The organism is Bradyrhizobium sp. WSM4874, from assembly GCF_055811835.1.
The window spans coordinates 43,315-69,075 of the sequence record NZ_JBVVPR010000013.1; the positions used below are offsets into that span (position 1 = coordinate 43,315).

Annotated in this window: 24 protein-coding genes; 12 read left to right on the forward strand and 12 right to left on the reverse strand. The window is 64.7% G+C overall.

What is annotated here, in order from left to right; genetic code table 11:
* Window positions 1–267: 267 nt before the first annotated feature.
* From ptsP to AC0L3P_RS15910, 4 genes are all read left to right on the forward strand, one after another.
* A complete protein-coding gene (gene ptsP, locus AC0L3P_RS15895) occupies window positions 268–2,535 on the forward strand; it encodes a phosphoenolpyruvate--protein phosphotransferase (RefSeq protein WP_275172707.1) in 2,268 nt (755 codons plus the stop codon).
* Window positions 2,536–2,593: 58 nt separating this feature from the next.
* A complete protein-coding gene (gene prfA, locus AC0L3P_RS15900) occupies window positions 2,594–3,679 on the forward strand; it encodes a peptide chain release factor 1 (RefSeq protein WP_354063379.1) in 1,086 nt (361 codons plus the stop codon).
* Between the two features lie 7 nt (window positions 3,680–3,686).
* Window positions 3,687–4,568, forward strand: coding sequence for a peptide chain release factor N(5)-glutamine methyltransferase (prmC, locus tag AC0L3P_RS15905; protein WP_473302739.1), 882 nt, complete (start codon window positions 3,687–3,689; stop codon window positions 4,566–4,568).
* 462 nt (window positions 4,569–5,030) lie between these two features.
* Window positions 5,031–5,822 carry a DUF4167 domain-containing protein gene (locus tag AC0L3P_RS15910; RefSeq protein ID WP_063992452.1) on the forward strand — a complete coding sequence of 264 codons (792 nt, stop codon included), beginning with the start codon at window positions 5,031–5,033 and terminating at the stop codon, window positions 5,820–5,822.
* Window positions 5,823–5,893: 71 nt separating this feature from the next.
* Here AC0L3P_RS15910 and AC0L3P_RS15915 read toward each other — a convergent pair whose 3' ends face one another.
* Window positions 5,894–6,640, reverse strand: coding sequence for a class I SAM-dependent methyltransferase (locus tag AC0L3P_RS15915; RefSeq protein ID WP_354063374.1), 747 nt, complete (start codon window positions 6,638–6,640; stop codon window positions 5,894–5,896).
* Window positions 6,641–6,748: 108 nt separating this feature from the next.
* Here AC0L3P_RS15915 and gloB point away from each other — a divergent pair, with 108 nt between their 5' ends.
* The 3 genes from gloB (at window position 6,749) to AC0L3P_RS15930 (ending at window position 8,721) form a co-directional block, all read left to right on the forward strand.
* Window positions 6,749–7,516 (forward strand): hydroxyacylglutathione hydrolase, encoded by a 768-nt coding sequence (gloB, locus tag AC0L3P_RS15920; RefSeq protein WP_473302741.1) that lies wholly within the window; start codon window positions 6,749–6,751, stop codon window positions 7,514–7,516.
* A 23-nt stretch (window positions 7,517–7,539) separates the two neighbouring features.
* Window positions 7,540–7,962 carry a cupin domain-containing protein gene (locus tag AC0L3P_RS15925; protein WP_275172702.1) on the forward strand — a complete coding sequence of 141 codons (423 nt, stop codon included), beginning with the start codon at window positions 7,540–7,542 and terminating at the stop codon, window positions 7,960–7,962.
* A 75-nt stretch (window positions 7,963–8,037) separates the two neighbouring features.
* On the forward strand, window positions 8,038–8,721 hold the full coding sequence (locus AC0L3P_RS15930; RefSeq protein WP_275172701.1) for a flavin reductase family protein: 684 nt from the start codon (window positions 8,038–8,040) through the stop codon (window positions 8,719–8,721).
* 282 nt (window positions 8,722–9,003) lie between these two features.
* Here AC0L3P_RS15930 and yddG read toward each other — a convergent pair whose 3' ends face one another.
* The 3 genes from yddG to AC0L3P_RS15945 form a co-directional block, all read right to left on the reverse strand.
* Window positions 9,004–9,873 carry an aromatic amino acid exporter YddG gene (yddG, locus tag AC0L3P_RS15935; protein ID WP_275172700.1) on the reverse strand — a complete coding sequence of 290 codons (870 nt, stop codon included), beginning with the start codon at window positions 9,871–9,873 and terminating at the stop codon, window positions 9,004–9,006.
* A gap of 129 nt (window positions 9,874–10,002) precedes the next feature.
* Window positions 10,003–10,728 carry an acetoacetyl-CoA reductase gene (gene phbB / locus AC0L3P_RS15940; protein ID WP_275172699.1) on the reverse strand — a complete coding sequence of 242 codons (726 nt, stop codon included), beginning with the start codon at window positions 10,726–10,728 and terminating at the stop codon, window positions 10,003–10,005.
* A 240-nt stretch (window positions 10,729–10,968) separates the two neighbouring features.
* A complete protein-coding gene (locus tag AC0L3P_RS15945; RefSeq protein ID WP_275172698.1) occupies window positions 10,969–12,147 on the reverse strand; it encodes an acetyl-CoA C-acetyltransferase in 1,179 nt (392 codons plus the stop codon).
* A 304-nt stretch (window positions 12,148–12,451) separates the two neighbouring features.
* On the opposite strand from AC0L3P_RS15945, the gene phaR reads away from it, so the two are divergent.
* Window positions 12,452–13,048 carry a polyhydroxyalkanoate synthesis repressor PhaR gene (gene phaR, locus AC0L3P_RS15950; protein WP_275172697.1) on the forward strand — a complete coding sequence of 199 codons (597 nt, stop codon included), beginning with the start codon at window positions 12,452–12,454 and terminating at the stop codon, window positions 13,046–13,048.
* A 42-nt stretch (window positions 13,049–13,090) separates the two neighbouring features.
* Window positions 13,091–13,708, forward strand: a complete 618-nt coding sequence (locus tag AC0L3P_RS15955) for a class I SAM-dependent methyltransferase (protein WP_275172696.1) — start codon at window positions 13,091–13,093, stop codon at window positions 13,706–13,708.
* A gap of 12 nt (window positions 13,709–13,720) precedes the next feature.
* Here AC0L3P_RS15955 and AC0L3P_RS15960 read toward each other — a convergent pair whose 3' ends face one another.
* Window positions 13,721–14,605, reverse strand: a complete 885-nt coding sequence (locus AC0L3P_RS15960; protein WP_473302748.1) for a branched-chain amino acid aminotransferase — start codon at window positions 14,603–14,605, stop codon at window positions 13,721–13,723.
* A gap of 116 nt (window positions 14,606–14,721) precedes the next feature.
* Here AC0L3P_RS15960 and AC0L3P_RS15965 point away from each other — a divergent pair, with 116 nt between their 5' ends.
* Entirely contained in the window at window positions 14,722–15,657 is a 936-nt protein-coding gene (locus tag AC0L3P_RS15965; protein WP_473302750.1) for an alpha/beta hydrolase, read from the forward strand.
* A gap of 48 nt (window positions 15,658–15,705) precedes the next feature.
* Here the strand turns inward: AC0L3P_RS15965 and AC0L3P_RS15970 are convergent, their stop codons facing one another.
* On the reverse strand, window positions 15,706–15,951 hold the full coding sequence (locus tag AC0L3P_RS15970; RefSeq protein ID WP_473302752.1) for a hypothetical protein: 246 nt from the start codon (window positions 15,949–15,951) through the stop codon (window positions 15,706–15,708).
* 319 nt (window positions 15,952–16,270) lie between these two features.
* Here AC0L3P_RS15970 and AC0L3P_RS15975 point away from each other — a divergent pair, with 319 nt between their 5' ends.
* Window positions 16,271–17,854 carry a sensor domain-containing diguanylate cyclase gene (locus AC0L3P_RS15975; protein WP_473302754.1) on the forward strand — a complete coding sequence of 528 codons (1,584 nt, stop codon included), beginning with the start codon at window positions 16,271–16,273 and terminating at the stop codon, window positions 17,852–17,854.
* 13 nt (window positions 17,855–17,867) lie between these two features.
* On the opposite strand, the gene AC0L3P_RS15980 is transcribed toward AC0L3P_RS15975, so the two are convergent.
* The 3 genes from AC0L3P_RS15980 to AC0L3P_RS15990 form a co-directional block, all read right to left on the reverse strand.
* Window positions 17,868–18,428 (reverse strand): carboxymuconolactone decarboxylase family protein, encoded by a 561-nt coding sequence (locus AC0L3P_RS15980; RefSeq protein ID WP_473302756.1) that lies wholly within the window; start codon window positions 18,426–18,428, stop codon window positions 17,868–17,870.
* A 108-nt stretch (window positions 18,429–18,536) separates the two neighbouring features.
* Window positions 18,537–19,700, reverse strand: coding sequence for a PLP-dependent cysteine synthase family protein (locus AC0L3P_RS15985; protein ID WP_473302758.1), 1,164 nt, complete (start codon window positions 19,698–19,700; stop codon window positions 18,537–18,539).
* Window positions 19,701–19,745: 45 nt separating this feature from the next.
* Complete coding sequence (locus AC0L3P_RS15990; protein ID WP_007599137.1) at window positions 19,746–20,210, reverse strand: Lrp/AsnC family transcriptional regulator; 465 nt, start codon at window positions 20,208–20,210, stop codon at window positions 19,746–19,748.
* Between the two features lie 163 nt (window positions 20,211–20,373).
* On the opposite strand from AC0L3P_RS15990, the gene AC0L3P_RS15995 reads away from it, so the two are divergent.
* Window positions 20,374–21,387 carry a 1-aminocyclopropane-1-carboxylate deaminase gene (locus tag AC0L3P_RS15995; protein ID WP_354063352.1) on the forward strand — a complete coding sequence of 338 codons (1,014 nt, stop codon included), beginning with the start codon at window positions 20,374–20,376 and terminating at the stop codon, window positions 21,385–21,387.
* A gap of 405 nt (window positions 21,388–21,792) precedes the next feature.
* Here AC0L3P_RS15995 and recQ read toward each other — a convergent pair whose 3' ends face one another.
* The 3 genes from recQ to metA all read right to left on the reverse strand — a co-directional run bounded on the left by recQ (window position 21,793) and on the right by metA (window position 25,757).
* A complete protein-coding gene (recQ, locus tag AC0L3P_RS16000; protein ID WP_354063350.1) occupies window positions 21,793–23,658 on the reverse strand; it encodes a DNA helicase RecQ in 1,866 nt (621 codons plus the stop codon).
* Window positions 23,659–23,907: 249 nt separating this feature from the next.
* Entirely contained in the window at window positions 23,908–24,651 is a 744-nt protein-coding gene (locus tag AC0L3P_RS16005) for a polysaccharide deacetylase family protein (RefSeq protein ID WP_354063348.1), read from the reverse strand.
* Window positions 24,652–24,755: 104 nt separating this feature from the next.
* Entirely contained in the window at window positions 24,756–25,757 is a 1,002-nt protein-coding gene (gene metA / locus AC0L3P_RS16010) for a homoserine O-succinyltransferase MetA (protein ID WP_354063346.1), read from the reverse strand.
* Between the last annotated feature and the right edge of the window lie 4 nt (window positions 25,758–25,761).

Here is a 25,761-nt window from a genome sequence, read left to right on the forward strand (position 1 = left end):
TAATTTTCTCTTAGCAGTCGCAGCAAACGCTAAGGTCTCCACACTTTCGCGTTTGGCAGGCGTTTTGCTTGGCAAAACAAGCCCCAATTCGCTATACGGCGAACAGGGTGGGCTGCCGGAAACTGTGCCCCAGTTGAGGCGGCGCTGATTCGGCCCAGGCAACCGCCGGGGCCGGGGCCGGACGAGCAAATTTGTTGTTTTTCTGGATTTCTGGGCGAGCCGCCGCGGGTCCTTTCGGCCCCGGCAGACGGAGGAGATTGACGGTTCATGCGGAGCGCGTCGGGAGGTCCCCGCGTCTTGTTGAGACGGCTCCGCGAAACCATGGCGGAGCAGGTCTCGGCCCAGGAGCGGCTGGACAAGATCGTGGTGCTGATCGCCGCCAACATGGTGGCCGAGGTGTGCTCGGTCTATGTGCTGCGCGTCGACAACACGCTCGAGCTCTATGCCACCGAAGGCCTCAACCGCGAGGCGGTGCACCACACCGTGCTCAGCGCGCATGAGGGCCTTGTCGGCCTGGTCGCCAGCGAGGCAACCCCTCTCAACTTAAGCGATGCGCAGAGCCATCCGGCCTTCTCGTTCCGCCCGGAGACCGGCGAAGAAATCTACCACTCCTTCCTCGGCGTGCCGATCCTGCGCGCCGGCAACACGCTCGGCGTGCTGGTGGTGCAGAACCGCGCCAAGCGCAACTATGTCGAGGAGGAGCTCGAGGCGCTTCAGACCACAGCGATGGTGCTGGCGGAGCTGATCGCCTCCGGCGAGCTGTCTGCGCTGGCCCAGCCGGGCCATGAGCCCGCGGCGCGTCATTCGGCGCAGAAGGTCGGCGCCATCCTGTCGGAAGGCATCGCACTCGGCCATGTCGTGCTGCACGAGCCGCGCGTCGTCATCAAGGACTACATCGCCGAGGACCTGCCGAAGGAAATCAAGCGGCTCGACACCGCGCTCGCCAAGCTGCGCGCCGATCTCGATCGCATGCTGGAGCGCGGCGACGTGGCGGAAGGCGGCGAGCATCGCGAGGTGCTGGAAGCCTACCGCATGTTCGCCAACGACCAGGGCTGGTCGCACAAGCTGCACGAGGCGGTCGCCACCGGCCTGACGGCGGAAGCCGCCGTCGAACGTGTGCAATCCGACACCCGCGCGCGCATGCTGCGCTCGACCGATCCCTATTTGCGCGACCGGCTGCATGATCTCGAGGATCTCGGCTATCGCCTGATGCGGCAGCTGGTCGGCCAGGATCACGCGCCGTCACGCGAACAATTGCCCGACAATGCCATCGTCATCGCGCGCGCGATGGGCCCGGCGGCGCTGCTCGACTACGACCGCAAGCGCCTGCGCGGCATCATCTTGGAGGAAGGCACCGCCAACTCCCACGTCTCTATCGTGGCGCGCGCGCTCGGCATTCCCGCGGTCGGCGAGGTCCCGAACGCGCCTGGTATTGCTGATCCCGGCGACGCCGTCATCGTCGACGGCACCTCCGGCATGATCTATGTGCGCCCATCGCAGGAGGTCGAGGCAGCCTTTGCGGAGCGCGTGCGCTTCCGCGCCCGCCGCCAGGCGCAGTATCTGGCGCTGCGCGACCTGCCCTGCGTCACCAAAGACGGCCAGAAGGTCGAGCTGATGATCAATGCGGGTCTCGCGATCGACCTGCCGCACATCGAAGACACCGGCAGCGCCGGCATCGGCCTGTTCCGCACCGAGCTGCAATTCATGGTCGGCCAGAGCCTGCCGCGCACCAGCGACCAGCTCGCGCTGTATCGCACGGTGCTGGATGCCGCCGGCACGAAGCCCGTCACCTTCCGCACCCTCGACATCGGCGGCGACAAGGCGCTGCCTTATATGGAAGCGGTGATCGAGGAGAATCCCGCGCTCGGATGGCGCGCGATCCGGCTCGGGCTCGACCGTCCCGGCCTGCTGCGCGGCCAGATCCGCGCATTGCTGCGTGCCGGCGGCGGCCGCGCCCTGCGCATCATGTTCCCGATGATCTCCGAGGTGGGTGAATTCGATTCGGCGAAGGCGCTGGTCGAACGCGAGCTGACCTATCTGCGCCAGCACGGCCACACGCTGCCTGAAAGAATCGACATCGGCACCATGGTCGAGGTGCCGGCGCTGCTTTATCAGCTCGACGAGCTCCTGAAGAAGGTCGACTTCATCTCGGTCGGCTCTAACGATCTTTTCCAGTTCCTGTTCGCGGTCGACCGCGGCAACGCAAAAGTCTCCGAGCGCTTCGACACCATGTCGGCGCCGATCCTGCGCGCGCTTCGCGACATTGCGCGCAAGACGCAAGCCGCGAAGAAATCGCTGTCGCTCTGCGGCGAGATGGCCTCGAAGCCGATCGGCGCACTCGCCCTGATCGCGATGGGCTATCGCTCGCTGTCGCTCTCGGCCACCGCGCTCGGCCCGGTCAAGGCGATGGTGATCGATCTCGACGCCAAGAAGGCCGAAGCGATGCTCGGTCCGTTGCTGGACGCGCCCGCCGGCAGCGTCTCGATCCGGCAGAAGCTGACGGAATTTGCCGAGGCCGAAGGCCTGGCGTTGTAGCGGGCCTGTCGCCCCTTCCCGCCGCCTCGCCCTTTTCCGCATTTTTGAGACTGAACCGATGTCGTCACTCCCCGAAGCCAAACTGGACGTCCTGCTCGCGCATCACGCCTCGCTGGAGGCCGAATCGCTCGGTCAGCTCGCCTCCGAACGCTATGTGCAGATCACCCGTGAGCTCGCCGAGCTCACGCCGCTGATCGAAGCGGTCAAAGCCTATCGCTCGGCCGTCAAGGAGCTCGCCGACACCGAGGCGCTGATCGCCGACCCCGCGACCGATGCGGAGATGCGCGGCATGGCGGAAGCCGAGCGCGACGAGCTGACGCCCAAGATCGAGGAGCTGGTCCAGAAGATCCGCGTCGCGCTGCTGCCGAAGGACGCCATGGACGACCGCAACGTGGTGCTGGAAATCCGCGCCGGAACCGGCGGCGACGAGGCTTCGCTGTTCGCCGGCGATTTGTTCCGGATGTACGAGCGCTTCGCGGCCCTGCAGGGCTGGAAGGTCGAGGTGATCTCGGCGAGCGAGGGCAGCGTCGGCGGCTATAAGGAAATCATCGCCGAGGTGCAGGGCCGCGGCGCGTTCTCGAAGCTGAAATTCGAGTCCGGCGTACACCGGGTGCAGCGCGTACCGGACACCGAGACGCAGGGGCGCATCCACACATCCGCCGCCACCGTCGCCGTGATGCCCGAGGTCGAGGAGGTCGACGTCGAGATCAGGAACGATGATTTGCGTATCGAGACGATGCGCGCCGGAGGCGCCGGCGGCCAGCACGTCAACAAGACGGAATCGGCGATCCGCATCACCCACATCCCGACCGGCATCGTGGTGATGATGCAGGACAGCCGCTCGCAGCACAAGAATCGCGCTTCCGCCATGAACATCCTGCGTTCGCGCATCTACGACGCCGAGCAGCAGCGCCTCGACGCGGCGCGCTCGGCCGAGCGCAAGGAGAAGGTCGGCTCCGGCGATCGCAGCGAGCGCATCCGCACCTATAATTTCCCGCAAGGACGCGTCACCGATCACCGCATCAATTTGACGCTCTACAAGCTGCCGCAGGTGATGGCGGGCGAAGCGCTGGGCGAATTGACCGACGCGCTGACCACCGAGCACCAGGCCGCGCAGCTCGCCGCCCAGGGCGCGGCGGCGTGACCGGCGCGTGAGCAATCCCTTCACCGGATTATCCGTTGAGAGCGCGCGGCGCGCGCTGGCCGCGCAACTGAGATCGGCGCAGCTCGAAGAAGCCGAGCTCGACGCGCGTATCCTGCTCGGCGCGGCACTCGGCCTCGATCTCACAGGCCTCATCGCGCAGGCCGCCCGCCTGCTCGCGGAAGCCGAGACGTCGCGGCTCGCGCAATATGCCGGGCGCCGCATCGCCGGCGAGCCGGTCGCCCGCATTCTCGGCACACGTGAATTCTGGGGCCTGCCGTTTCGTCTGTCGGAAGCAACGCTGGTGCCGCGTCCCGATACCGAGACCGTGGTCGAACTCGCGCTCGAAATCTTTCGCGAGCGGCAAGCCTCCCATCAGATCCGCATCGCCGATATCGGCACCGGATCCGGCGCCATCCTGCTCGCGTTGCTGCACGAAATTCCCGGCGCCTTCGGCGTCGGCACCGATCTCAGTCTGACCGCGCTCAAGACCGCCAGAGACAACGCCGCGGCTCTGGGGCTCGCCGACCGCGCCAGCTTCGTCGCGTGCTCCTACGCAGCCGCGCTCCGCGGCCCGTTCGATCTCATCGTGTCGAACCCGCCCTACATCCCGTCGGCCGAAATTCCGAAACTGAGCATCGAGGTGCGCGAGCACGATCCGCATCTGGCGCTCGATGGCGGCAATGACGGTTACGACGCCTATCGGGCCCTGATCCCGCAGGCGGCTGAACGTCTCGCCTCCGGCGGAGCACTGATCGTCGAGGCCGGACAGGGCCAGGCCCGGAATATTGAAACCTTGATGACGGCTGCCGCGTTGATCGTGGACAGGCCGCCCAAGGCCGATCTGGCGGGCATCCCGCGGGCGGTTTCGGCCCGGAAAATGCCCCCATAAAAGCCGGATTGGGCTGCAAAAAACCTCTTGGAATATCCCTTGGGAACGACTACCTTCCGATCAACACATCGGTGCCGGCCCCGTAGACCTACGGGTGAAAGCCGGGCTCTCGGGCGAGAGCTTACTGATAATGGTTCCAAGCCGCAGGTCCTGTTGAGCGCGATGGCCATTTGAGCTGCGCTGCTTACCGACCGCAACGTGAACGAAAGCCTGATATTGCGCTTGAAGACTTACGCAACAAAGCAGGGCTTGTTTCGGCAGGCGATATGAATGGGTTCGCTGGCGATGGATGCTGGCGGTGGGGAACGCGTCTTTTGTTGAACGCGACGGTCGACGAACATCGGCAGGGATCAATCCGCTCTTGCGTGCGGTTGCGCGCAAGCGATGTGAACCGCTGTCACCAGGTCACTCTCGGCAATCAGTAATGCGTGCAACCTTTAGGGCTGGAATTAAAGGCAGGACATGAGAAACGGTCAGAACAAGCAGCGGATGCGCAACCGCAACAATAATAATAACAATAACAACAATAATAACCGGCGCGGCCAGAACCCGATGACCCGGGTCTACGAATCCAACGGACCCGACATCAAGATCCGCGGCACGGCTTCGCATATTGCTGAAAAGTATCTCCAGCTCGCGCGCGACGCGCGCTCCTCCGGAGACCCCGTTGCGGCCGAGAACTACTACCAGCATGCCGAGCATTATTTTCGCCTGATCGCGACGGCTCAGGAACAGTTCCGGCAGAACCAGCAGCCGCGCGGCGATGAGCCCATCAGCAATAGCAGCGGCGACGACGGCGAGGACGACGGCGAGAATTTCTCGAATTTCGGCCAGGAGCCGGGTTTTGTCCCACAGCCGCCGCCGCAGCCCTTCACGCGCGACCGCGACGGCCCGCGTGATCATCAACCGCGCGATCATCAGCCCCGCGACAACCACTATCAGCGCGACAACCAGCAGCCGCGCGAGCATCGCGAACGCGACCATCGTCCGCAGCCGCAATATCAGCCCCAGCCGCAACCGCTGCCGCTGAACCAGCCCCAGCCCGTCGTGGCCGACGCCGTTAGCGTCGATCGTCTGCCCTCTTTCATCACCGGCCCGCAGCCGCAGGTGAGCGGTGGCGCGCCCGGTCAGGCCGGCTTCGAGGGTGGTGGTGGCGAACGCTTTCCGCGGCGGCGCCGCCGGCCGAATGGCCCGCGCCCCGAGCGCGAAGCCGCTCCGGCCGCCTCGAGCGACGAAGTGGCCCCCGGCGAGTAAACCTTTCGCCGGACATCTTGCGCCAGATATCCTGACCTGAATCGTCCCGGCATGTCCGGGACGATTTGTTTTTAGCTGCGCGTCGCCGTCGTCGAGGACGGTACCAGCACCGGCTTCGCCAGCGAGGGAATCAGCCGCGCCCGCTCGCGCTTGGCGGGGATCGCGCGGTAGACCTGCTTGGTCGCCTCGACGATGTGCACGCCGGCAAAGGGCAGCGACAGCGCCGCGCCGGCGCGCTCCCACATCTGCGCGGATTTCAGCACCCAGCCGCCGGCATAAGGCGGCATGAACAGCGCCTCGCCCCAGGTGGTCGGGGTGAACCAGGTCTGGCGCAACAGGTCGGTGATCTGCGAGCGCGAATAGGGCCGGCCGTGACCGAACGGCGTACTGTCGGTGCGGGTCCACACCCCGCGCCGGTTCGGGATGACCGCAATCATGCGGCCGGACGGCGACAGCACGCGCCACACCTCGCGCAGCAGCGCGGCGGGATCGTCCGACATTTCCAATGCATGGACCAGCAGGATGCGATCGACCGCGGCGTCGGGAAGCGGCAGCGAGAACTCATCCACCAGCGAGGCGAGCGCCGGCCGTCCCGTCGGCCATTTCAGGACGCCCTGGGCCGACGGCATGAAGGCAATGCAGCGCTCCGCGTCCTCGCGGAACAACCCGAGATAGGGTGTGGGATAACCGAAGCCGAGCACCCGCTGGCCGTCGACGCGTGGCCAGCGCTCCCGAATGCCGCGATTGATCATTTGCCGCGCCACAATCCCGAGGCGACGGGAGTAGAACTCGCGGAGGTCGACGACATCAATGGTCATGATCGCAATGTAACATGCACGAGGCGGCCCCCGCGCGCGGAATATTGCATTGCCTGCGCAACGTTAACGCCATATTTGTCTGACGGAGCTGAGCGCGATGGAGATGACATGGCCGCCGAAATTCGTACTTTCACCTGTTTAAACGACAATTTCGGCTATCTGATCCACGATGTGGAAACCAAGGCGACGGCGTCGATCGACGCGCCGGAGGCCGGCCCCATCCTGAAGGCGCTCGAGCGCGAGGGCTGGCAGCTCACGGACATCCTGATCACCCATCATCATGGCGATCATGTCGGCGGGGTCGCCGAGCTCAAGCAGAAATACAATTGCCGCGTCGTCGCGCCGCATGACAAGACGACTAGGATCGCAGACGTCGACCTGCGCGTCGCCAATGCCGAAATCGTCAAGGTCGGCAGCTTGCTGGGACGCGTACTGGAGACGCCCGGCCACACGCTCGACCACATCTCCTACGTGTTCGACACCGAGAAAGCGCTGTTCGCCGCCGACACCCTGTTCTCGATCGGCTGCGGCCGCGTGTTCGAGGGCACCTATCCGATGATGTGGGATTCGCTTCTGAAGCTGCGTGCCCTGCCCGACGACTTCAAGCTCTATTGCGGCCATGAATACACGGCGTCCAACGTCAAGTTCGCGCTGACCGTCGACCCCGACAATGCGGCGCTGCAGGCGCGCGCGGCGGAGGTGGCGAGGCTGCGGGCCGAGAACAAGCCGACCATTCCCTCGCTGCTCGGTGACGAGAAGCGGACAAACGTGTTCCTGCGCGCCGACGAACCGTCGATCGCAGCCAGGCTGCACATGAAGGGCGCGGATGCCACCGCGGTGTTCGGCGAACTGCGCGAGCGCAAGAACAAGTCTTGAAGAGCAAATCCTGACGGGGATCAATGCCGACCGCAGCCGAGATCATCGCGCGCCTTGAACTCCGACCGCATCCCGAAGGCGGGCACTATCGCGAGACGTTTCGCGACCAAACCACGGACCTCAACGGCCGCGCGCGCTCGACGCTCATCTACTTCCTGCTGGCGCGCGGCGAGCGCTCGCACTGGCATCGCATCGATGCTGTCGAGAGCTGGCACTATTACGCCGGCAGCCCGCTGACGCTGCGCATCGCGCACGACGGCTGCTCGCAGCACGAGGTGCGGCTCGGCACGGATCTGTTGAACGGCGAGCGGCCACAGGCGATCGTGCCGGCCGATGCGTGGCAGACGGCGGAGACCACCGGCGAGTGGACCCTGGTCGGCTGCACCGTGGCACCCGCCTTCGAGTTCGCCAAGTTCGAGCTCGCGCCGAAGGGCTGGGAGCCCTGAATCTCAATCTGGAATCGGGTGGGTTCGGTCCGCGTCACGCCTTAGGACAGCGCTTCCAGCGAACAGGAGCGCACGATGCACGGAACACTCGGCCCCGCCGCCGTCCAGATCGACCCGGCCATTTTGTATTTCGGCACGCCCGTCGTCCTCATCGGCTCAACCAATGAAGACGGCACTTCCAATCTCGCGCCGATGTCGTCGGCATGGTGGGTCGGGTGGCGCTGCATGCTGGGACTGGCCCGAAATTCCAAGACCACCGAGAACATGATTCGCACGGGCGAATGCGTGCTCAATCTGCCGTCCGCCGATCTCGTAGCCGCGGTCGATCGCCTCGCACGGACCACGGGATCGGCTCCGGTGCCGCCCGGCAAACTCTATCGCGGCTATCGGCACGAAAAGGACAAGTTCAGCGTTTGCGGATTGACAGCGCTGGCAGGCGAAACGGTCGGCGCACCACGCGCGGCCGAGTGCCCCGTGCAGATGGAAGCCAAGGTCGCGCATATGCACGAGATGGCGCAGGACGATCAGGTCTTTCGCGGCCATCTGGCCGCGATCGAGGTCCGCATTACCCGCGTGCATGCGCATCCCAACATCATGATGGACGGTGCAAGCAACCGCATCGATCCGGACAAATGGCGGCCGCTGATCCTCAGCTTCCAGGAGTTCTACGGCCTAATGCCACAACGCTTGCAGCGCTCCGAACTCGGACAGATTCCGGAGGCGATGTATCGGCCGCCGGGTTGGCAGCCGGCGCTTTAGCTGCGGATCAATCCTGGTCGGCTGGAGTGGGCTTCCGCACGGGTATTCGACGAACAAACCTCGCCGGAAGCCTCTCATAGGCCGGCCGATAACCACCGGCTCGATAATCTTCCTCTGTCAATTCAATGAAGGATTTTCCATCGCTTATCGTAACGGTCTCGGGCCGGCCATTCGCGTGCTCGTTCCGATAAACGCCGGTGAATGTTTCGGGCGCCGCGCTGACTTGCGCCACGGCGCCCGGAGCTGTGAGCATCGAGATCAGCAGTATGGCGAACGAGCGCCTCATCGCTTCCGCAGCACCATGTCCTTCGCGGCGATCAGGCCGCCGCCGGCGATCAGGATCGCGGCGATGGCGATGTTGGCGCTAGCATTGGCAAACCCCGCGGCGATGAGGAAGCCGGTCGAGAGCAGCGGCGTCGCATAGGAGGCGGCGCCGAGCACGCGGATGTCGCCGCGCTTCATGCCGATGTCCCAGGCGTAGAACGCAGCACCGACGGGACCGATGCCGAGCGCGATGACGGAAAGCCATTGCAGCGTGGTGTCCGGCCATACGGTGGTTTCAAGCAGTCCATGCATCAGCGCGGCAAGCACCGCGGTGGCGAGGCAGAATCCGGCGACCGCATCGGTCGGCACTGCCTTCAAGCGCCGCGACAGCACCGAATAGGTTGCCCACACGAACGCTGCGATGAAGGCCGCGGCCAATCCCGGCAATTGCTCCGGTGTGAAGCCGGAGGTGTTGCCGGCGAACAGCAGCACGGTGCCGACGAGGCCGAGCATGGCGCCGACGATGTGATGCGCGGCCAGCCGCTCGCCCGGCAGCAACGACGAGAACAGCACGATCAGGAGCGGCCAGAGGTAGTTGAGCAAACCCGCTTCCGCCGGCGGCGCGAAACGCAGCGCGAGGAAATACAGCGCGTGATAGCCGAACAGTCCGCCCACACCGACGGTCCACACGGCCAGCGGCTGACGCAGGCTTTTGGCCGCCTCGCCGCGGCCGATCCAAGTGAGCAGGCCGACCAGACCGCCGATCGCGAACGTCATCGCGGCGAGCTGGAACGCCGGGATTTTTCCGGTCGCCACCGTCATCACTGACAGCAGCGACCACATCAGGATCGCGGTCAGTCCGATCAGCGTTGCCGTGCGGGGAGTCATCGATCAAAAGGCTCTGAGGACGTTTATGCCCGGCACAAGGCCGGGCATTTTCGTCTTCACTATCGCCTTGTCGCGCCTGAAGCTACAGGCATTTGGCTCAGCGACGTCCAGCCGAGAGAATTGGCGTCATCAGGCTTGGTATTGGCCGCCGTTGATGGTCAGCGTCGAGCCGGTCATGAAGCCGGCCTCATCCGCCGCCAGGAACACGACCGCGCGCGCGATCTCTTCCGGTTCACCGAGCCGGTTCACCGGGATCTGCGGGATCACGTTCTTTTCCAGGACGTCCTTTGGCACGGCCTGCACCATTTCGGTGTTGATGTAGCCGGGACAGATCGCGTTGACGGTGATGCCGCCCTTGGCGTTCTCGAGCGCGAGCGCCTTGGTGAAACCGATGTCACCGGCCTTCGCCGCGGAATAGTTGACCTGGCCGAACTGTCCCTTTTGGCCGTTGATCGAAGAGATCGAGATGATGCGACCGAACTTGCGCGCACGCATGCCTTCAATGATTGGACGCGTCATGTTGAACAGCGAACCGAGGTTGGTATTGATGACAGCGTTCCACTGCTCGAGGGTCATCTTGTGGAAGGCGGTGTCGCGGGTGATGCCGGCATTGTTGACGAGCACGTCGATCGGGCCGACCTCGGCCTCGACCTTCTTCACGCCCTCGGCGCAGGCATCGAAATTGCTGACGTCCCATTTGTAGACCGCGATGCCGGTCTCGGCCTTGAACTTCTCCGCCGCCGCATCATTGCCGGCATAGCTCGCCGCAACCTTGTAGCCAGCCGCCTTCAGCGCCTTGCTGATTGCAGCTCCGATGCCCCGCGTACCACCCGTCACCAATGCAACACGTGCCATATCGTATTTCCTTCCCTTGGACTCTTCGGACGTTTCTGAGTGATCGTTTTTAAGTGCGGATTATGGGGGACGTTTGACGGACATCAAGAACAAAACGCCCGGCGTCGAGCCGGGCGTTTCTCTTTAGTCGAGGCTTGTACGGTTGCGAAGAATATTTGATTTGCAACCGCTGCCTTTTTAATCGCGTGCAACGCACTCAGCAACGCGTGCAGCGCACGCGCAAATGATGCGTCAACTATCTCAGTCGCGCGCCACACACATCGCGATACCCATGCCGCCGCCGATGCACAGCGTGGCGAGCCCCTTCTTCGAATCGCGCTTCTGCATTTCGTGCAGCAGTGTCACCAGAACGCGCGCGCCGGAGGCGCCGACCGGATGGCCGATCGCGATCGCGCCGCCGTTGACGTTGACCTTGGAAGTATCCCAGCCGAGATCCTTGTTGACCGCACAGGCCTGCGCCGCGAAGGCTTCGTTGGCCTCGATCAGGTCGAGATCGCCGACATTCCAGCCGGCCTTCTTCAGCGCGGCGCGCGAGGCCGGGATCGGGCCAGAGCCCATGATCTTCGGATCGACGCCCGCCTGCGCCCAGGACACGATGCGCGCGAGCGGCTTCTTGCCTTCCTTGGCGGCTTGCCTGGCGGTCATCAGCACGACGGCGGCAGCGCCGTCATTGATGCCGGACGCAGAGCCCGCGGTGACCGTGCCGTCCTTCTCGAACGCGGGACGGAGCTTCGCCATCGCGTCGACCGTTGCGCCATGGCGCGGATATTCGTCGGCGCTGACGACGACATCGCCCTTGCGTCCCTTGATGGTGACGGGAACGATTTCGTCGTTGAATTTACCGGCCTTCTGCGCGGCCTCCGCCTTCTGCTGCGAGGCGACCGCGAACTCGTCCTGCTGGGCGCGGGTGATCTGCCACTGCCGCGCGACGTTCTCGGCGGTGTTGCCCATGTGATAGCCGTTGAAGGCGTCCCACAGGCCGTCCTTGATCATGGTGTCGATGAATTCGACTGCACCCATCTTGACGCCGCCACGCAGATACTGGGCGTGCGGAGCCATGCTCATGGATTCCTGCCCGCCGGCGACCACGATCTCGGAATCGCCGTTGAGCAGCGCCTGATAGCCGAGCGCAACGGTGCGCAGACCCGAGCCGCAGAGCTGGTTGACGCCCCAGGCCGGGCTCTCGACCGGGATGCCGGCATTGATCGAAGCCTGACGGGCCGGGTTCTGGCCTTGGGCGGCGGTCAGGATCTGGCCCATGATGACTTCGGAGACCCGGCCGGGCTCGATGCCGCCGCGCTCCAGCGCGGCCTTGATGGCGATGGCCCCGAGATCATGGGCGGGAAGGGTTGCGAACGCTCCGTTGAAGCTTCCGACCGGGGTGCGGGCGGCGCTGACGATGACGACATCGTCTGACATGGGCATCTCCTGGGTTGTATGGGGGCAGACGGGGCTGGGGAAACGGCTCGCCAGTCTCGGACGGCATCCTGTTAACGTCGTTGAGGCATGTCAATCGGCCGGCGGCCGAATTCATCCCGCAGCGCATTCAAAATAGCGTTCTTGGCGCTTTCGCAAGCACGTTTTTGCTGCCCGATTAACCGTGGCGCACAAAACGGTAGCGTGACCCCTTTGAAAATGCTTATTTTGTTGCGTTGCGTACTCTTCCCGCCCTGCGGCATAGCCCGACAGGTTCCCGTTCTCCGCGTCTTGCAAGTGAGAGCCCATGGCGAAATCAGACCAACCCACCACCATCAAGAAATACGCGAACCGCCGGCTCTATAACACCGGAACGAGCACTTACGTGACGCTGGAAGACCTCGCCGCCATGGTCAAGGACGGCGAAGATTTCCTGGTCTACGACGCCAAGACCGGCGACGACATCACCCGCTCCGTGCTCGCCCAGATCATCTTCGAGCAGGAGAACAAGGCCGGCCAGAACCTGCTGCCGACCACCTTCCTGCGCCAGCTGATCCGCTTCTACGGCGACAGCATGCAGATGGTGGTGCCGAAATATCTGGAACAGGCCATCGCGTCGCTCACTCAGGAGCAGGAGAAGTTCCGCAAGCAGATCGCCACCTCGCTGTCCGGAACCCCGTTTGCGCCGCTGGAGGAACAGGTCCGCCGCAACATGGAGTTGTTCCAGCAGACCTTCTCGATGTTCAAGCCTTTTGCGCCCGGCGCGGCACGCCCCGCGGGCTCCACGGAGCCGGTGCCCGATGCGCCCGCCGAAGCGCCGAAGGACAGCAACATCGACGATCTGCGCCAGCAGATGAAGGACATGCAGGAACGCCTCGAGCGGATGTCGAAGAAGGACGAGTAGATCGTCCCTCTGCGCCGGCTCCCGGCAAGCCGGAGGACGCGCATGTCCGACCGAAGCACCCATTGGGACAACGTTTACGCCACCAAGGGCGAAGCCGAGGTCAGCTGGTTTCAGAACAGTCCGGCGACTTCGCTCGCGATGATCCGGGCGGCCAATCCGGACCGCGCGGCCGCGATCATCGACATCGGCGGCGGCGCATCGCGACTTGTCGATGCTCTCCTGCTGGACGGATATCGCGACGTCGCCGTGCTGGATCTCTCAGCCAATGCGCTTGATGCTGCAAAGAAGCGAATCGGCGCAGCCGCTTCGAGGGTCGACTGGATCGTTGCCGACGCCACGACATGGCGCCCGACAAAGGCATACGATCTATGGCACGATCGGGCGGCGTTTCACTTCCTGACCGATTCCGGCGACAGGACCGCTTACATCGAGCGGCTGCGGTCGGCGGTTGCGCCCGGCGGCCACGTCATCATTGCGACGTTTGCACTCGACGGCCCCGAGAAATGCAGCGGCCTGCCGGTGCAGCGTCATGACAGCGCGAGTCTTGCGGCTGAGCTCGGGCCGGGGTTCGAGCTGGTCGAAACGCGCAACGAGGCGCACCACACGCCGTGGAATTCGACGCAGGCGTTTCAGTTCAGCCGGTTCAAGCGACACAGCTAAGGGCAGCGCGAATCAAGCCGCCAGCTTCACCGCGTGGGCAAAGTCCCAATAGAGCTTGCGCGCGCGAATGTAGAGCGGGCCCGGCTTCAGCTCGCGGTCGTCGATGCGGATCACCGGCGCGACTTTTGAATTGCCCGTCGAAAAGATCTCGTCGGCGGCGAGGAAGTCGGCGTAGCGTAGCGTCTTCTCGACCAAGGTGACGCCATCGGCGCGAAGCAGGCTGATGACGCGCTGGCGGGTGATGCCGTTGAGAAAGGTGCCGTTCGGCACCGGCGTGTAGACCACGCCGTCCTTGGCCATGAACACGTTGGAATTGCCGAACTCTGCGACGTTGCCGAGCATGTCGAGCATCAGCGCATTCTGGAAGCCGCGCGAGGCGGCTTCGGCAAGCGCGCGCGAATTGTTCGGATAGAGACAGGCGGCCTTGGCCTCGACCGGGGCGCATTCGGCGGTGGGCCTGCGGAACGGCGACAGTGTGATCGCGTTGCCGACCGGCTTTGGCATCGGCGCCTCGTAGATGCACAGGCACCAATCGGTAGTCTCGGGATCGAACAGCACGCCGCCGCCCGAGCCGTTCCGCGCCCAGTACATCGGACGGACGTAGAGCTCGGCATTCGGCGCGAAGCGTGCGATGCCCTCGTTTGCGAGCGTCATCCAGGTTCCGGTATCGACCACCGGCTTCAGGCCAAAGTTGATCGCGGATTGATTGGCGCGGGCGACGTGGCGGTCGAGATCGGGCGCGACGCCTTCGAACGCACGCGCGCCGTCGAACACGACCGAGCCGAGCCAGGCCGCATGCGTGCGCGGACCCATGATCGGCACATTGCCGTCATGCCATTTGCCCTCGAAGAAGGTCCAGCTCGGTGAATATGCGATGGGCTTTTTGATCTCGGCCATGACCGGCCTCCCCTTGGCGTGGTGCCGCATTATGGCGCCACTATTGGGCGCAATTTCTAAATGATTCCCTGCGGGAAAATGGTGGGTTACCCTCCCGGACGGGGAAAGGAAGCACCATGCCGCTCGATCCGCTCGCAAAGCGTTTGTTGACCATGATGGCTGCGGCTGCGCCGCAGGCACGGAGCCGGCCGAGCGTGGAAGCACGGCGGCAATCATTGGCAAAACTGATGCAATTCGCGCGCGCGGAGGCGCCTGACGTGACGACATCCGACGGCCTGCTGCCTGGCCCCGGCGGCGCGCTGCCCTATCGCCTCTATTCACCCGCAGGCGCCGATGATCGCGCGCCCGGCTTCGTGTTCTTTCACGGCGGCGGGCTCGTTGCCGGCAGCATTGCCACGCATGACCGCATCGCGGCGGCGTTGGCACATGCGACCGGCTGCCGTCTCGTCTCGGTCGATTACCGGCTGGCGCCCGAGCACAAATTCCCCGCCGCCGTGGACGATGCGATCGCCGCCACCGAATGGGTGGCGCGCGAGGCCGCATCGCTCGGCATCGACGCCGGACGTCTGGTGCTCGGCGGCGATTCCGCGGGTGCAACGCTCGCTGCGATCGTGTGCCAGGAGGCGGCGCAGAGCGCAGGCCTTTCCATCGTCGCGCAATGCCTGATCTGCCCGGTGCTGGATTTCGAGGAGGCCTCACCTTCGCGCGAGGCGTTCGCCGAGGGCCACCTGATCGACCGCGCCACGATCGAAGCCGATCTCGCCGACTATCTGCCCGAGGCCCTGGATGCCGCCGATCCCCGCATCTCGCCCTTGCGCGCGACGCGGCTTGCGGGCCTGCCGACCGCCATCATCCACACCGCCGAGTTCGACCCGATGCGCGACGAGGGCAATGCCTATGCGCGCAAGCTGCTCGCCGCGGGTGTCACGGTCGAGCACGTCTGCCACGAGGGCATGGTCCACAATTTCCACGCCATGGGCGCAATTCTGCCGCAGGCGCAGCTCGTGCTGTCGCAGATCGGTGAGCAGGTCAGGCGGGCGGTGGGGACGTGAAACACCTCGTTTTGCCATCTCCAAAGACAGGAGAGGGAAGAGAATGCCTCACGCTCTCGCCTCGATGACGGAACGCGCTGCCGCGACGTAGTTTGGCCAATGCGCGTCCGCATAATGCTCAGCTTGTCGCGCGCAGGTGACGTCGGGCGCATGCGCAGCCGCAATCATGCGCGCAAAGCGCTCTTCAGCGACCGTCACATCATCGGACGCGGCCGAGGGCACGGCTCCTGCGGCGGTCGGCGCAACGGCGAGTCCCGCCAGTCCGGCGAGCAGGATGCGGCGTGACGTGTCCATGGCTGTCGTTCTCCATTGTCCGGCCTGCACTCTGGCGGGGGACTGTGTCGGTGCGGTCACGGCAAGGTACCTGCGTGCATTAGCACCGTCCACCGATTGCGGACGCCGCGTGACCACACGGGCGATCACAATCCAGCAGGCAGTTCCGCCATCAGACGCGTCGGATTGTCACGACAGCGGCCGCTCCCCTCATCGTTGAGGTAGACGACGGCCGGATGCGTGAACCAATTATTAGCCCTCTCGCAAAATCGCGCACCAGCTTACCCTTCTGCAAGTAAGCTTCGGGCAAACTGGGCCGCTTTCGCCTGGGAGGTTGGGAATGCCCCGCTTGGTATCGGAACGAACGTTCCTCGCCGGCCAGATCTTCTTCAACTTCGGCCAGTCGACGATCGATTGCGTCGTGCGCCGGATGTCCGAAGATGGCGCGACGCTGGAGATGCAGAGCAGCCTCGGCGTGCCCGATCGGTTCCAGCTCCGACTCGCGGGCGAGGAGATCCTCTCCTGTCGTGTGCTCTGGCGGTCGGACCGTCAGGTCGGGGTTGCGCTCGGAGCGGAAAATCATATCGAACCGAAGGCCGTGGACGACCAGGAGCGGCCGACCGCTTCGCTGATTCGCGGACAGATGCTGGCGCTTCGCGCGGCTCTCGATTTCGTTCCGCTGGGCATCGTGCTGCTGGACGCCAATCTCCGCGCGCAGTTGATCAATCGGGCGTTCCGGCAGATGTGGCTCCTGCCGGAGGAAGTCGCCAACAGCAACCCGTCATTTGCGACGCTGATGCATCATGGCCGCGATACGCTCGCCTACGAGATTCCGCCGGCCGAGCTGGAGGCTTATGTCGCCGAGCGCGTCCGTCAAATACAGGCAGGCGATGCGTCTCCGCGCGACCTGCGCCGTACCGGCGGCGACGTCGTTCGGATGCAATGCACGCCTCTGCCCGACGGCGGGCGGATGCTGACCTATACGCCAGTCACCGACATCGTGCGCTATTCCGACGAGCTGAAATTGTTGCGCGACGCCCTCGAGAATGTCGAGGACGGCGTGCTGCTGCTCGACCGCGATCTCAATGCCAGCTTCATGAACCGGCGCATGCGACGATTCTGGGAGGTAAGCGAACAGGATGCCGCCGCCCGCCCGACCTATGCATCGTTGGTGAGCCGGGTGCACCGTGCGAGCGCGCCCGATCTTCCGGCTAACGAACTGGCGAAATTTCCCGTCAAGCGCGTCGCCGAGGTCAAGGCGGGCGATCATGTGCGCGACCTCCAGACACCGGATGCTCGGCGGATCAGGGCCCACTGCACCACGATGTCGAACGGCGGCCGCATGCTGACCTATGTCGACATTACCGATCTCACCAACAAGGCCAACATGCTGGAGCGTCTGGCCACCACCGACCCGCTCACGGGCCTCTATAACCGCCGCCATTTGCTCGGCTCGCTCGAGGCCGAATGGAGCCGCTTCCAGCGCTACTATCGCTCTGTTTCGGTCCTGATGCTCGACATCGACCATTTCAAGTCGGTCAACGATCGCTATGGTCACGCGGTCGGAGACGAGGCGATCAAGGCCGTGGCGGCCGCATGCCTCGATGGCAAGCGCAAATCGGACGTCGTCGGCCGCTTCGGTGGCGAGGAGTTCGCGATTCTGCTGCCGGAGACCAGCCTGTCGCGTGCAAGGATCGTCGCCGAGAGAATCCGCAAGCGCGTAATGAGCTCGCAGATCGTTGCCAATCAGGTTCAGTTCGGCGTCACCGTGAGCATCGGCATTGCGGACGCCAGTGTCAGCATGTCCGGCATCGACGCCTTGATGAGTGCGGCCGATCACGCGCTCTACCAGGCGAAGGCCGAAGGTCGCAACCGCTGCATGGCCTGGTCGCCCCCGCCGCCCATGAACAAGGCGGCGGAGTGATCGCACCGCACATCTATTCAGGCACCGGCACGTCGAACGTGTTCAGCGTGACCGACACCATGCAGTAAACGCCGACGAGATAGGACAGTTCGGCCGCGCCGTGCTCGCCGAATTCCTTGACCGCGGCCCGATAAGTCAGTTCCGGCAGCACGCCGCCGCTGACCAATGCGGACGCCACGTCGTAGGCGACGGCCTCCTGCTTGGTGAGATCAACCGGTCGCTGTCCCGCGACGATGGTCGCGAGCTTCTCGTCGGAGAGGCCGCGCTGCTCGGCGACCAGCACATGCGCATAGAGCTCGTAGCCGGAGCGGAAATGCGAGCCGGTGACGAGGATCGCGACCTCACGCACCGGCGCCGGCAGCAGCGGGTTCGCCGCGATCGCCTTGACCAGCTCCCACACGGGCTTGCCGAAGCGCGGCTCACGGAGCCAGGGATTCCAGGGCCCGAGCAGCGCGCCATCGTCGCGCATGTTCACAAAGCCCTTGAAGTGATCCTTGATGCCCGCTCGCATGTCGTCATAGAGCGGCTTCTGTTCGGCACTCAGGTCTTTCGGATCGAGAATGGGAAGGCGCACGGCAGAGTCTCCTCGTTGAGAGGCGCAAGGCTCGCCCGCGTGACGGCGCAAGGCAAGTGAAGTTGCCGTGACGGCCGTGCAATTTTGTAGATGGCAGGGAAGCGCCAGCTATAAGGCCTCAGGATTTCGCAAGTTCTGCGGATTTGTTACGTCTTCGAACTCAAGCGCCAGTGGTTGCGCTGTGTCGAGGAACGACGACAGGGCCGCCTCGAACGGCGCTGGATCGAGACCGCGCGCTTTCAGCCAGGCGGGCTCATAATAGGTCTGCCGGTAGCGCTCGCCGGAATCGCAGATCAGCGTCACCAGCGACCCCGTCTGATTCGTCTTTCGCATCTCCGAGGCGAGCCGGCACAGCGCCAGGAAATTGGTGCCCGTAGAGCCTCCCACCGGGCGGCGCAGCCGGCGCGACAGCACGTTCATCGCCGCGATCGTCGCCGCATCCGGGATCTTCATCATGCGGTCGACCACGCCCGGCACGAAGGAGGGTTCGCAGCGCGGCCGGCCGACACCTTCGATCAGCGAGGGGCGGTCGCAAACATGGGAGCGGTCCTGCGAGCTGAAGCAGTCGAAAAAAGCGGAATGCTCGACATCGGCGACGCACAGCCGCGTCGGATATTGGCGATAGCGCAAATAGCGTCCGATCGTGGCCGACGTGCCGCCGGTGCCCGCGCCCATCACGATCCAGTCCGGCAGCGGGCGCGGCTCGCCCTGCAATTGGGTGAAGATGGATTCGGCGATGTTGTTGTTGCCGCGCCAGTCGGTAGCGCGCTCGGCGAAGGTGAACTGGTCCATGTAGTGGCCGCCCAGCGGTGCGGCCAGCGCGCCGGCTTCTGCATACAGCGCACGGCCGTCGTCGATCAGATGGCAGTTGCCGCCGTAATGCTCGATCGCGGCGATCTTCTCCGCCGAGGTCGTGCGCGGCATCACGGCATAGAAGGGCACGCCGATCATCTGCGCGAAATAGGCTTCCGATACCGCGGTCGATCCCGACGAGGCCTCGACGACAGGCGTACCTTCGCGGATGTGGCCGTTGCAGAGCGCGTAAAGGAAGAGCGAGCGCGCGAGCCGGTGCTTCAGGCTGCCGGTCGGATGCGTCGACTCATCCTTCAGATAGATGTCGATGCCTGATAGCGCCGGCACGATCAGCCGGATCAGATGCGTGTCGGCCGTGCGGCACTGGTCGGCCTCGATCGCGGCGACGGCTTCGTCGACCCATCCGCGCCGATAGGCCGGTCCGGCCGGATTGAGATGCCGGAAGGGAAATGTCTGCATCGGCTGAATCTCTCATGATGCGGATCGCGCATCAATAGCTTCCGCTCAAAACTCCAGCGGCGCGTTGTCGACGACTTCCTTCATCACGAAGAAGGTGCGGGTCTGGCGCACGCCGGGCAGCGCGATCAGCTGCTCGCCGTGGATACGGTTGAAGTCTTCCATGTCGCCGACGCGGATCTTGAGGAAATAGTCGAAGTCGCCGGCGACGAGGTGACAGTCGAGCACGAATTTCAGCCTGGTGATCGCCTGCTCGAAGATCGCAAAGCTCTCCGGCGTCGAACGGTCGAGCACGACGCCGACCATCACCAGCGTGCCCTTTGCCACCTTCTTCGGCGCGACCATGGCGCGGACGGCGGCGATGAAGCCGTGCTCGAACAGGCGCTGGGTGCGGCGATGGCAGGTGGCGGGACTGATGGCGACGGTTTCGGCCAGCTCCGCATTGCTGAGCCGGCCGTTATTTTGCAGCAATCGCAACATCTTAAGGTCGATACGATCGAGACGGGCGGACATGGAAGAAGCTTCCGTAAATGACATCTACTGCGAAAGGAATAGCACGCATTGGCCTCAATATCGCAAGATCGGCCCCAATAGAGGCGCAATATTTGAAAGCACCTTTTGGCAGCCTGATGCTAGCGTTTTCGCAGACATTAACGCCAATCAGGATGACCTGACGATGCTCGAAAAATTCGCGCGCTATCCGCTTACCTTTGGTCCGACACCCATCGAGAAGCTGGAGCGGCTGTCAAAGCATCTCGGCGGCAATGTCGAGGTCTATGCCAAGCGCGAGGACTGCAATTCCGGCCTCGCCTATGGCGGCAACAAGCTGCGCAAGCTCGAATACATCATCCCCGACGCGATCGCCTCGAACGCCGACACGCTGGTCTCGATCGGCGGCGTGCAGTCCAACCACACCCGCATGATCGCGGCGGTCGCGGCCAAGATCGGCATGAAGTGCCGCCTGGTGCAGGAGGCCTGGGTGCCGCACGAGGACGCCGTCTATGACCGCGTCGGCAACATCATGCTGTCGCGCATTATGGGCGCCGACGTGCGCCTGGTCGACGACGGCTTCGACATCGGCATCCGCAAGAGCTGGGAGGAGGCGATCGAGGAGGTGAAGGCGGCGGGCGGCAAGCCTTATGCGATTCCCGCCGGCGCCTCCGTGCACAAATTTGGCGGGCTCGGCTATGTCGGCTTCGCCGAGGAAGTGCGCAAGCAGGAAGCCGAGCTCGGCTTCAAGTTCGACTACATCGTGGTCTGCACCGTCACCGGCTCGACCCATGCCGGCATGCTGGTCGGCTTCGCCGCCGATGGCCGCGCGCGAAAGGTGATCGGCATCGACGCGTCCTTCACCCCGGCGCAGACCAAGGCGCAGGTGCTCTCGATCGCACAGAACACGGCCAAGCTCGTCGAGCTCGGCAAGGATCTCGTCGCCGACGACGTCGTGCTGATCGAGGATTACGCCTATCCCGCCTATGGCGTGCCGTCGGAAGAGACCAAGGAGGCGATCCGCCTCACCGCGCGTCTCGAAGCCATGATCACCGATCCCGTCTACGAGGGCAAGTCGATGCAGGGCCTGATCGACCTCACGCAGAAGGGCTATTTCGAGAAGGGCGCAAAGATCCTCTACGCCCATCTCGGCGGCGCGCCGGCGCTGAACGGCTATGGGTATGCGTTCCGGAACGGGTGAGGTTGCCCGCCTCGCGCCTCATTTACCGCTGTCGTGGGGGGGGGGGGGGCGGGGGGGGGGGGGGGGGGGGGGGCCGCCCCCCCCGGCCGGGGGGGGGGGGGGGGGGGGGGGGGGGGGGGGGCCGCCCCCCCCCCCCCCCCCGGGGGCGGGGGGCGGGGGGGCGCCCGCGACCCCTAATTTGGGGTTGCGCTTACGCGAAAAATTCAGTGTCGTCCCGGCCTAGTGCGCAATTGCGCCCGGGGGCCGGGACCCATAACCCCAGGGAGCAGTTTGGCGAGGAGCGCCGTCGCGCGTGCCCCAAGACAGATCACGCGGTATGGATCCCGGATCTGCGCTCCGCTTCGCTGCGCTTGTCCGGGATGACGATGTGGAGAGAGTTGGGGCGCTAACAACCGCCACCGCGCCCTACCGCGTCCTGACGATCTGCAGCAGCTCGTCGCCGTAATGCTCGAGCTTCTTGTCGCCGATGCCGGGCACGTTGCGCAGCTCGTCCAGCGTGGTCGGCCATGCGCGAACGATGCCGTCGATGGTGGCGTCATGCAGCACGACGTAGGCCGGCACGCCACGTTCGCGGGCAATGTCCGAGCGCCACGCTCGTAGCCGCGTGCGCAATTCAGGATCGACATCGCCCTGCGGCGCGCCGGGCGCCGGCGCCAGATCACCGCGGCGGGACTTGGCGCGGCTCGAACGGATCCGGGCGCCGGGCGCTTCCTCGCGCAGCCACACTTCCGTTTCGCCTCGCAGCACGCCGCGCGACGAATCCGTCAGCTTCAGCGCGCCGAAAGCTTCGCTGTCACTCAACAAATGTCCCATCGCCACGAGCTGCCGCAGCACCGTGCGCCACTGCTTCTCGTTGAGCTCGCGTCCAATGCCGAACACCGTCAGCTTGTCGTGGCCGAACTGCGTCACCTTCTCGGTCAGGCGTCCGATCAGCACGTCGATGAGATGCATCGCGCCGAAACGCTGCCCGGTGCGATAGGCACAGGATAGCAGTTTTTGCGCCAGCACCTTGCCGTCGCGCATTTTCGGCGGCGTCAGGCAATTGTCGCAATTGCCGCAGCCCTCGCCCATCACGATCTCGCCGAAATAGGCGAGCAGCCGCCGACGCCGGCAGTGCGGCGTTTCGGCAAGGCCAACGAGCGCATCGAGCTTGCCGATCGAGACCCGCTTGAATTCCTCGGAGCCGCTCGACTCGTCGATCATGCGGCGCTGCTGCACGATGTCCGAGAGACCGTAGGCCATCCAGGCCGCCGACGGCTTGCCGTCACGGCCGGCGCGTCCTGTCTCCTGGTAATAGGCCTCGATGCTCTTGGGCAGATCGAGATGCGCGACGAAGCGCACGTCGGGCTTGTCGATGCCCATGCCGAAGGCAATGGTCGCGACGATGACAATGCCGTCCTCGTTGAGGAAGCGGTCCTGGTTGCGCGAGCGCACGCTGCTGTCGAGCCCGGCGTGATAGGGCAACGCCGCAATGCCGGCGTCGTCGAGCGCGGCAGCGACCTCCTCCACGCGTTTGCGGGACAGGCAATAGACGACGCCCGCATCGCCCGCGTGACGATCCCGAATGAAATCCTTGAGCTGCGACACCGCATTGCGCTTGTCGACGATCTCATAACGGATGTTGGGACGATCGAAGCTGGAGACGAAGTGCGGACTGTCTGCAAGCTGAAGCCGCTCGACGATTTCCTTGCGGGTCAACTCGTCGGCCGTCGCAGTCAGCGCGATGCGCGGCACGTCGGGAAAGCGCTCGGCGATGATCGACAGGCCGACATATTCGGGGCGGAAATCATGCCCCCATTGCGAGACGCAATGCGCCTCGTCGATCGCGAACAGCGCCACCTTCGCCCGCGCCAGCAGCGCCAGGCAGCGCGGCGTCACCAGTCTCTCCGGCGCGACATAGAGCAGGTCTAGATCACCCGCGATCAGGCGCCGCTCGATATCGGAGGCTTCCTGCGGGGTCAGCGACGAGTTCAGCGCGGCGGCGTTGACGCCTGCTTCGAGCATGGCGGCGACCTGGTCGCGCATCAGTGCAATCAAGGGCGACACTACGACACCGCAGCCTTCGCGCAGCAGCGCCGGCAGTTGATAGCACAGCGACTTGCCTCCGCCGGTCGGCATCAGCACCAGGCAATTGCCGCCGTCGGTGACGTGCCGGATGATCTCGCCCTGCGCGCCGCGGAACCCGGGCAGGCCGAACACCGAACGCAGCACCGACAGCGCATCGCGGCCGTTTTGGAGCGCAGGAAGCGGAGCGGTGGAAGGAGGGGACATGGAGTGGCGGACCTGGGATTCGTCCCAAGGCCAGTCGCATGACCGCGCAGGCGTGGCAAGACTGTTTGCGGAGCGAGACGCGAGTCTTCCCCTCTCCCCCTGTGGGAGAGGGTGGCTCGTCGCGTAGCGGCGAGACGGGTGAGGGGTACCTCTCCGCGCGTGAGCCTGCTGCAGTTGAATTCGCGGAAACAACCCCTCATCCGGCGCTTCGCGCCACCTTCTCCCACAAGGGGAGAAGGGAAGAAGTCGCTACGCCCCTATCCTTCGCAACGCTTCCGCGACCGTCACGATTGGCATGTCGCGCTTCCCGGCGGCCTGCAGCGCATGGCGCATCAGGTGCGGCGTGCAGCCATACGGGCTCGCCGCGTTGGCGACGTCATGACCGTAGAAGATCAGCCATCCGCCGCTCTCGACCGCCTCGTCGAAATAGCGATCGACACCGGCAATATCGATCTCGCAATCGACCAGGGGCGAGGCCCTCAGGAACTGGAGATCGATGACGTCGCGATTGACGCCGGGAAGGATGCCGCGCGCCGAGCGGAAGGTCTTGGCGAGCTGCGGCTTGCGCCACACCGACGCGATGCCATAGGGGTAAGCGAAATTTTCCAGCGTGATCGAGGAATCGATGGCGCGAAAATGGCTGCGGTTTCGCTCGATCTCGCGGGCCATGGCGGCCTCGTCGAGATTGACCGCACTCAGGTGCGAGAAAGTATGGCAGGCAATCTCGTGTCCGGCCCGGTGAAGCCGCACCACGGCGTCGTTTGACAGCCCGTGCCAGTGGTCCGAGGGACGATCGACCAGGCTGCCGGCGAGATAGAACGTGCCGCGGCCGCCATGCTGCTCCAGAAGCCCGGCCCCCTCGCCTGCGGCGCTATCGGGGGCATCGTCGAAGGTAAAGCTCACCATGGGCGCATGCGCGGGCAGCCGGTGCGGCGCGGCGCGGAAATGCCGGGCCAGCCGATTGCTCACGCGTCCCTGGAGTGCCGACCACACGACTCGCATTTCCTGTCTGCCCCGCCCCTCACTGAAGCATTCGTGCGCTGCTCGAGGCAAGCTTCACACTTCGTTAGTCCTAACGTCGACCCCGCCGTCCTGACCTATCGTGCAAGCACCGACGCGTCGGTCTCCGCACCGAGATATTGCAGCCAGTTCCGGAACAATGCCGCCGCGGCGCTGCCCGCGGCGATATCGGCACGCAAATTCAGCGCCGGCAGTTCGTTGCTGAGCGCGGGGTGGCGCTGGTGCCTTGCCTGCTTCTCGAAGCGCACCAGCTTCTCTTCGCTCGCAGCGTCAAAATAGCTCACGGGCAAATGCGGATAATTGTCGCGCTCACGCGCGAGGTAACGGCCGACGTCGCGCAGATATTCACGCTGAAGCGACAGCGCGTCATATTCCGGATGGCCCTGGAAGAACACGAAGCGGCTGGCATATTGCCGGACGAAGATGTCGACGCCGGCCTTTGCCGAGCGCGTCAGCACCTGGTAGCCGGCCTGCGCGAGGTCGCTCTCGGCGATCTCGTTGAGACGCGAATGCGGGACCTTGAGCGGCGCAGGCGCGGCCCGCGTCAGCGGATCGCTGGTCACGGCCTCGCAGTCGAAAATGCCGTGACATTTGGCCGACAGCGGCCGCCTTTCGATGCGGTCGAGATGCAGCACCGCGGCATGGGCAGCGAGGCACGACCAGATCGTGGAGCGCGTGTTGACCTTGGCCCAGTCGATCAGCTCGGTGAGGTCGCGCCAGTACGGTTCCTGGTCGAGCTCGGGCGCGATCGGCTCGGCGCCGGTCACGATCAGACCGTCGAACTTGTGGCGCCTGAGTTCGGTGAGTTCCGAATATTCGCTCTCGACATGCCATCTCGCTTCCGGCGAGCGCTTGACCGAGGGCAGCGAGAAGCATTGAAAGCGGACGCGGCGCGGACCTGCTGCGGCTTGCAGCAGCTTCATGAACTGCCGCTCGGTCGCCTTCAGCGCGGGATCCGGCATGTTGTTGATCAGGCCAATGGTGAGCTCGGTGCCGCCGGGCTCGCGCGCCAGATCACCCGCTCGCGGCACCAGCGTCGGGCTCGATATGGCTTGATCCCTGTCGATCAGGATCGTCATCGGC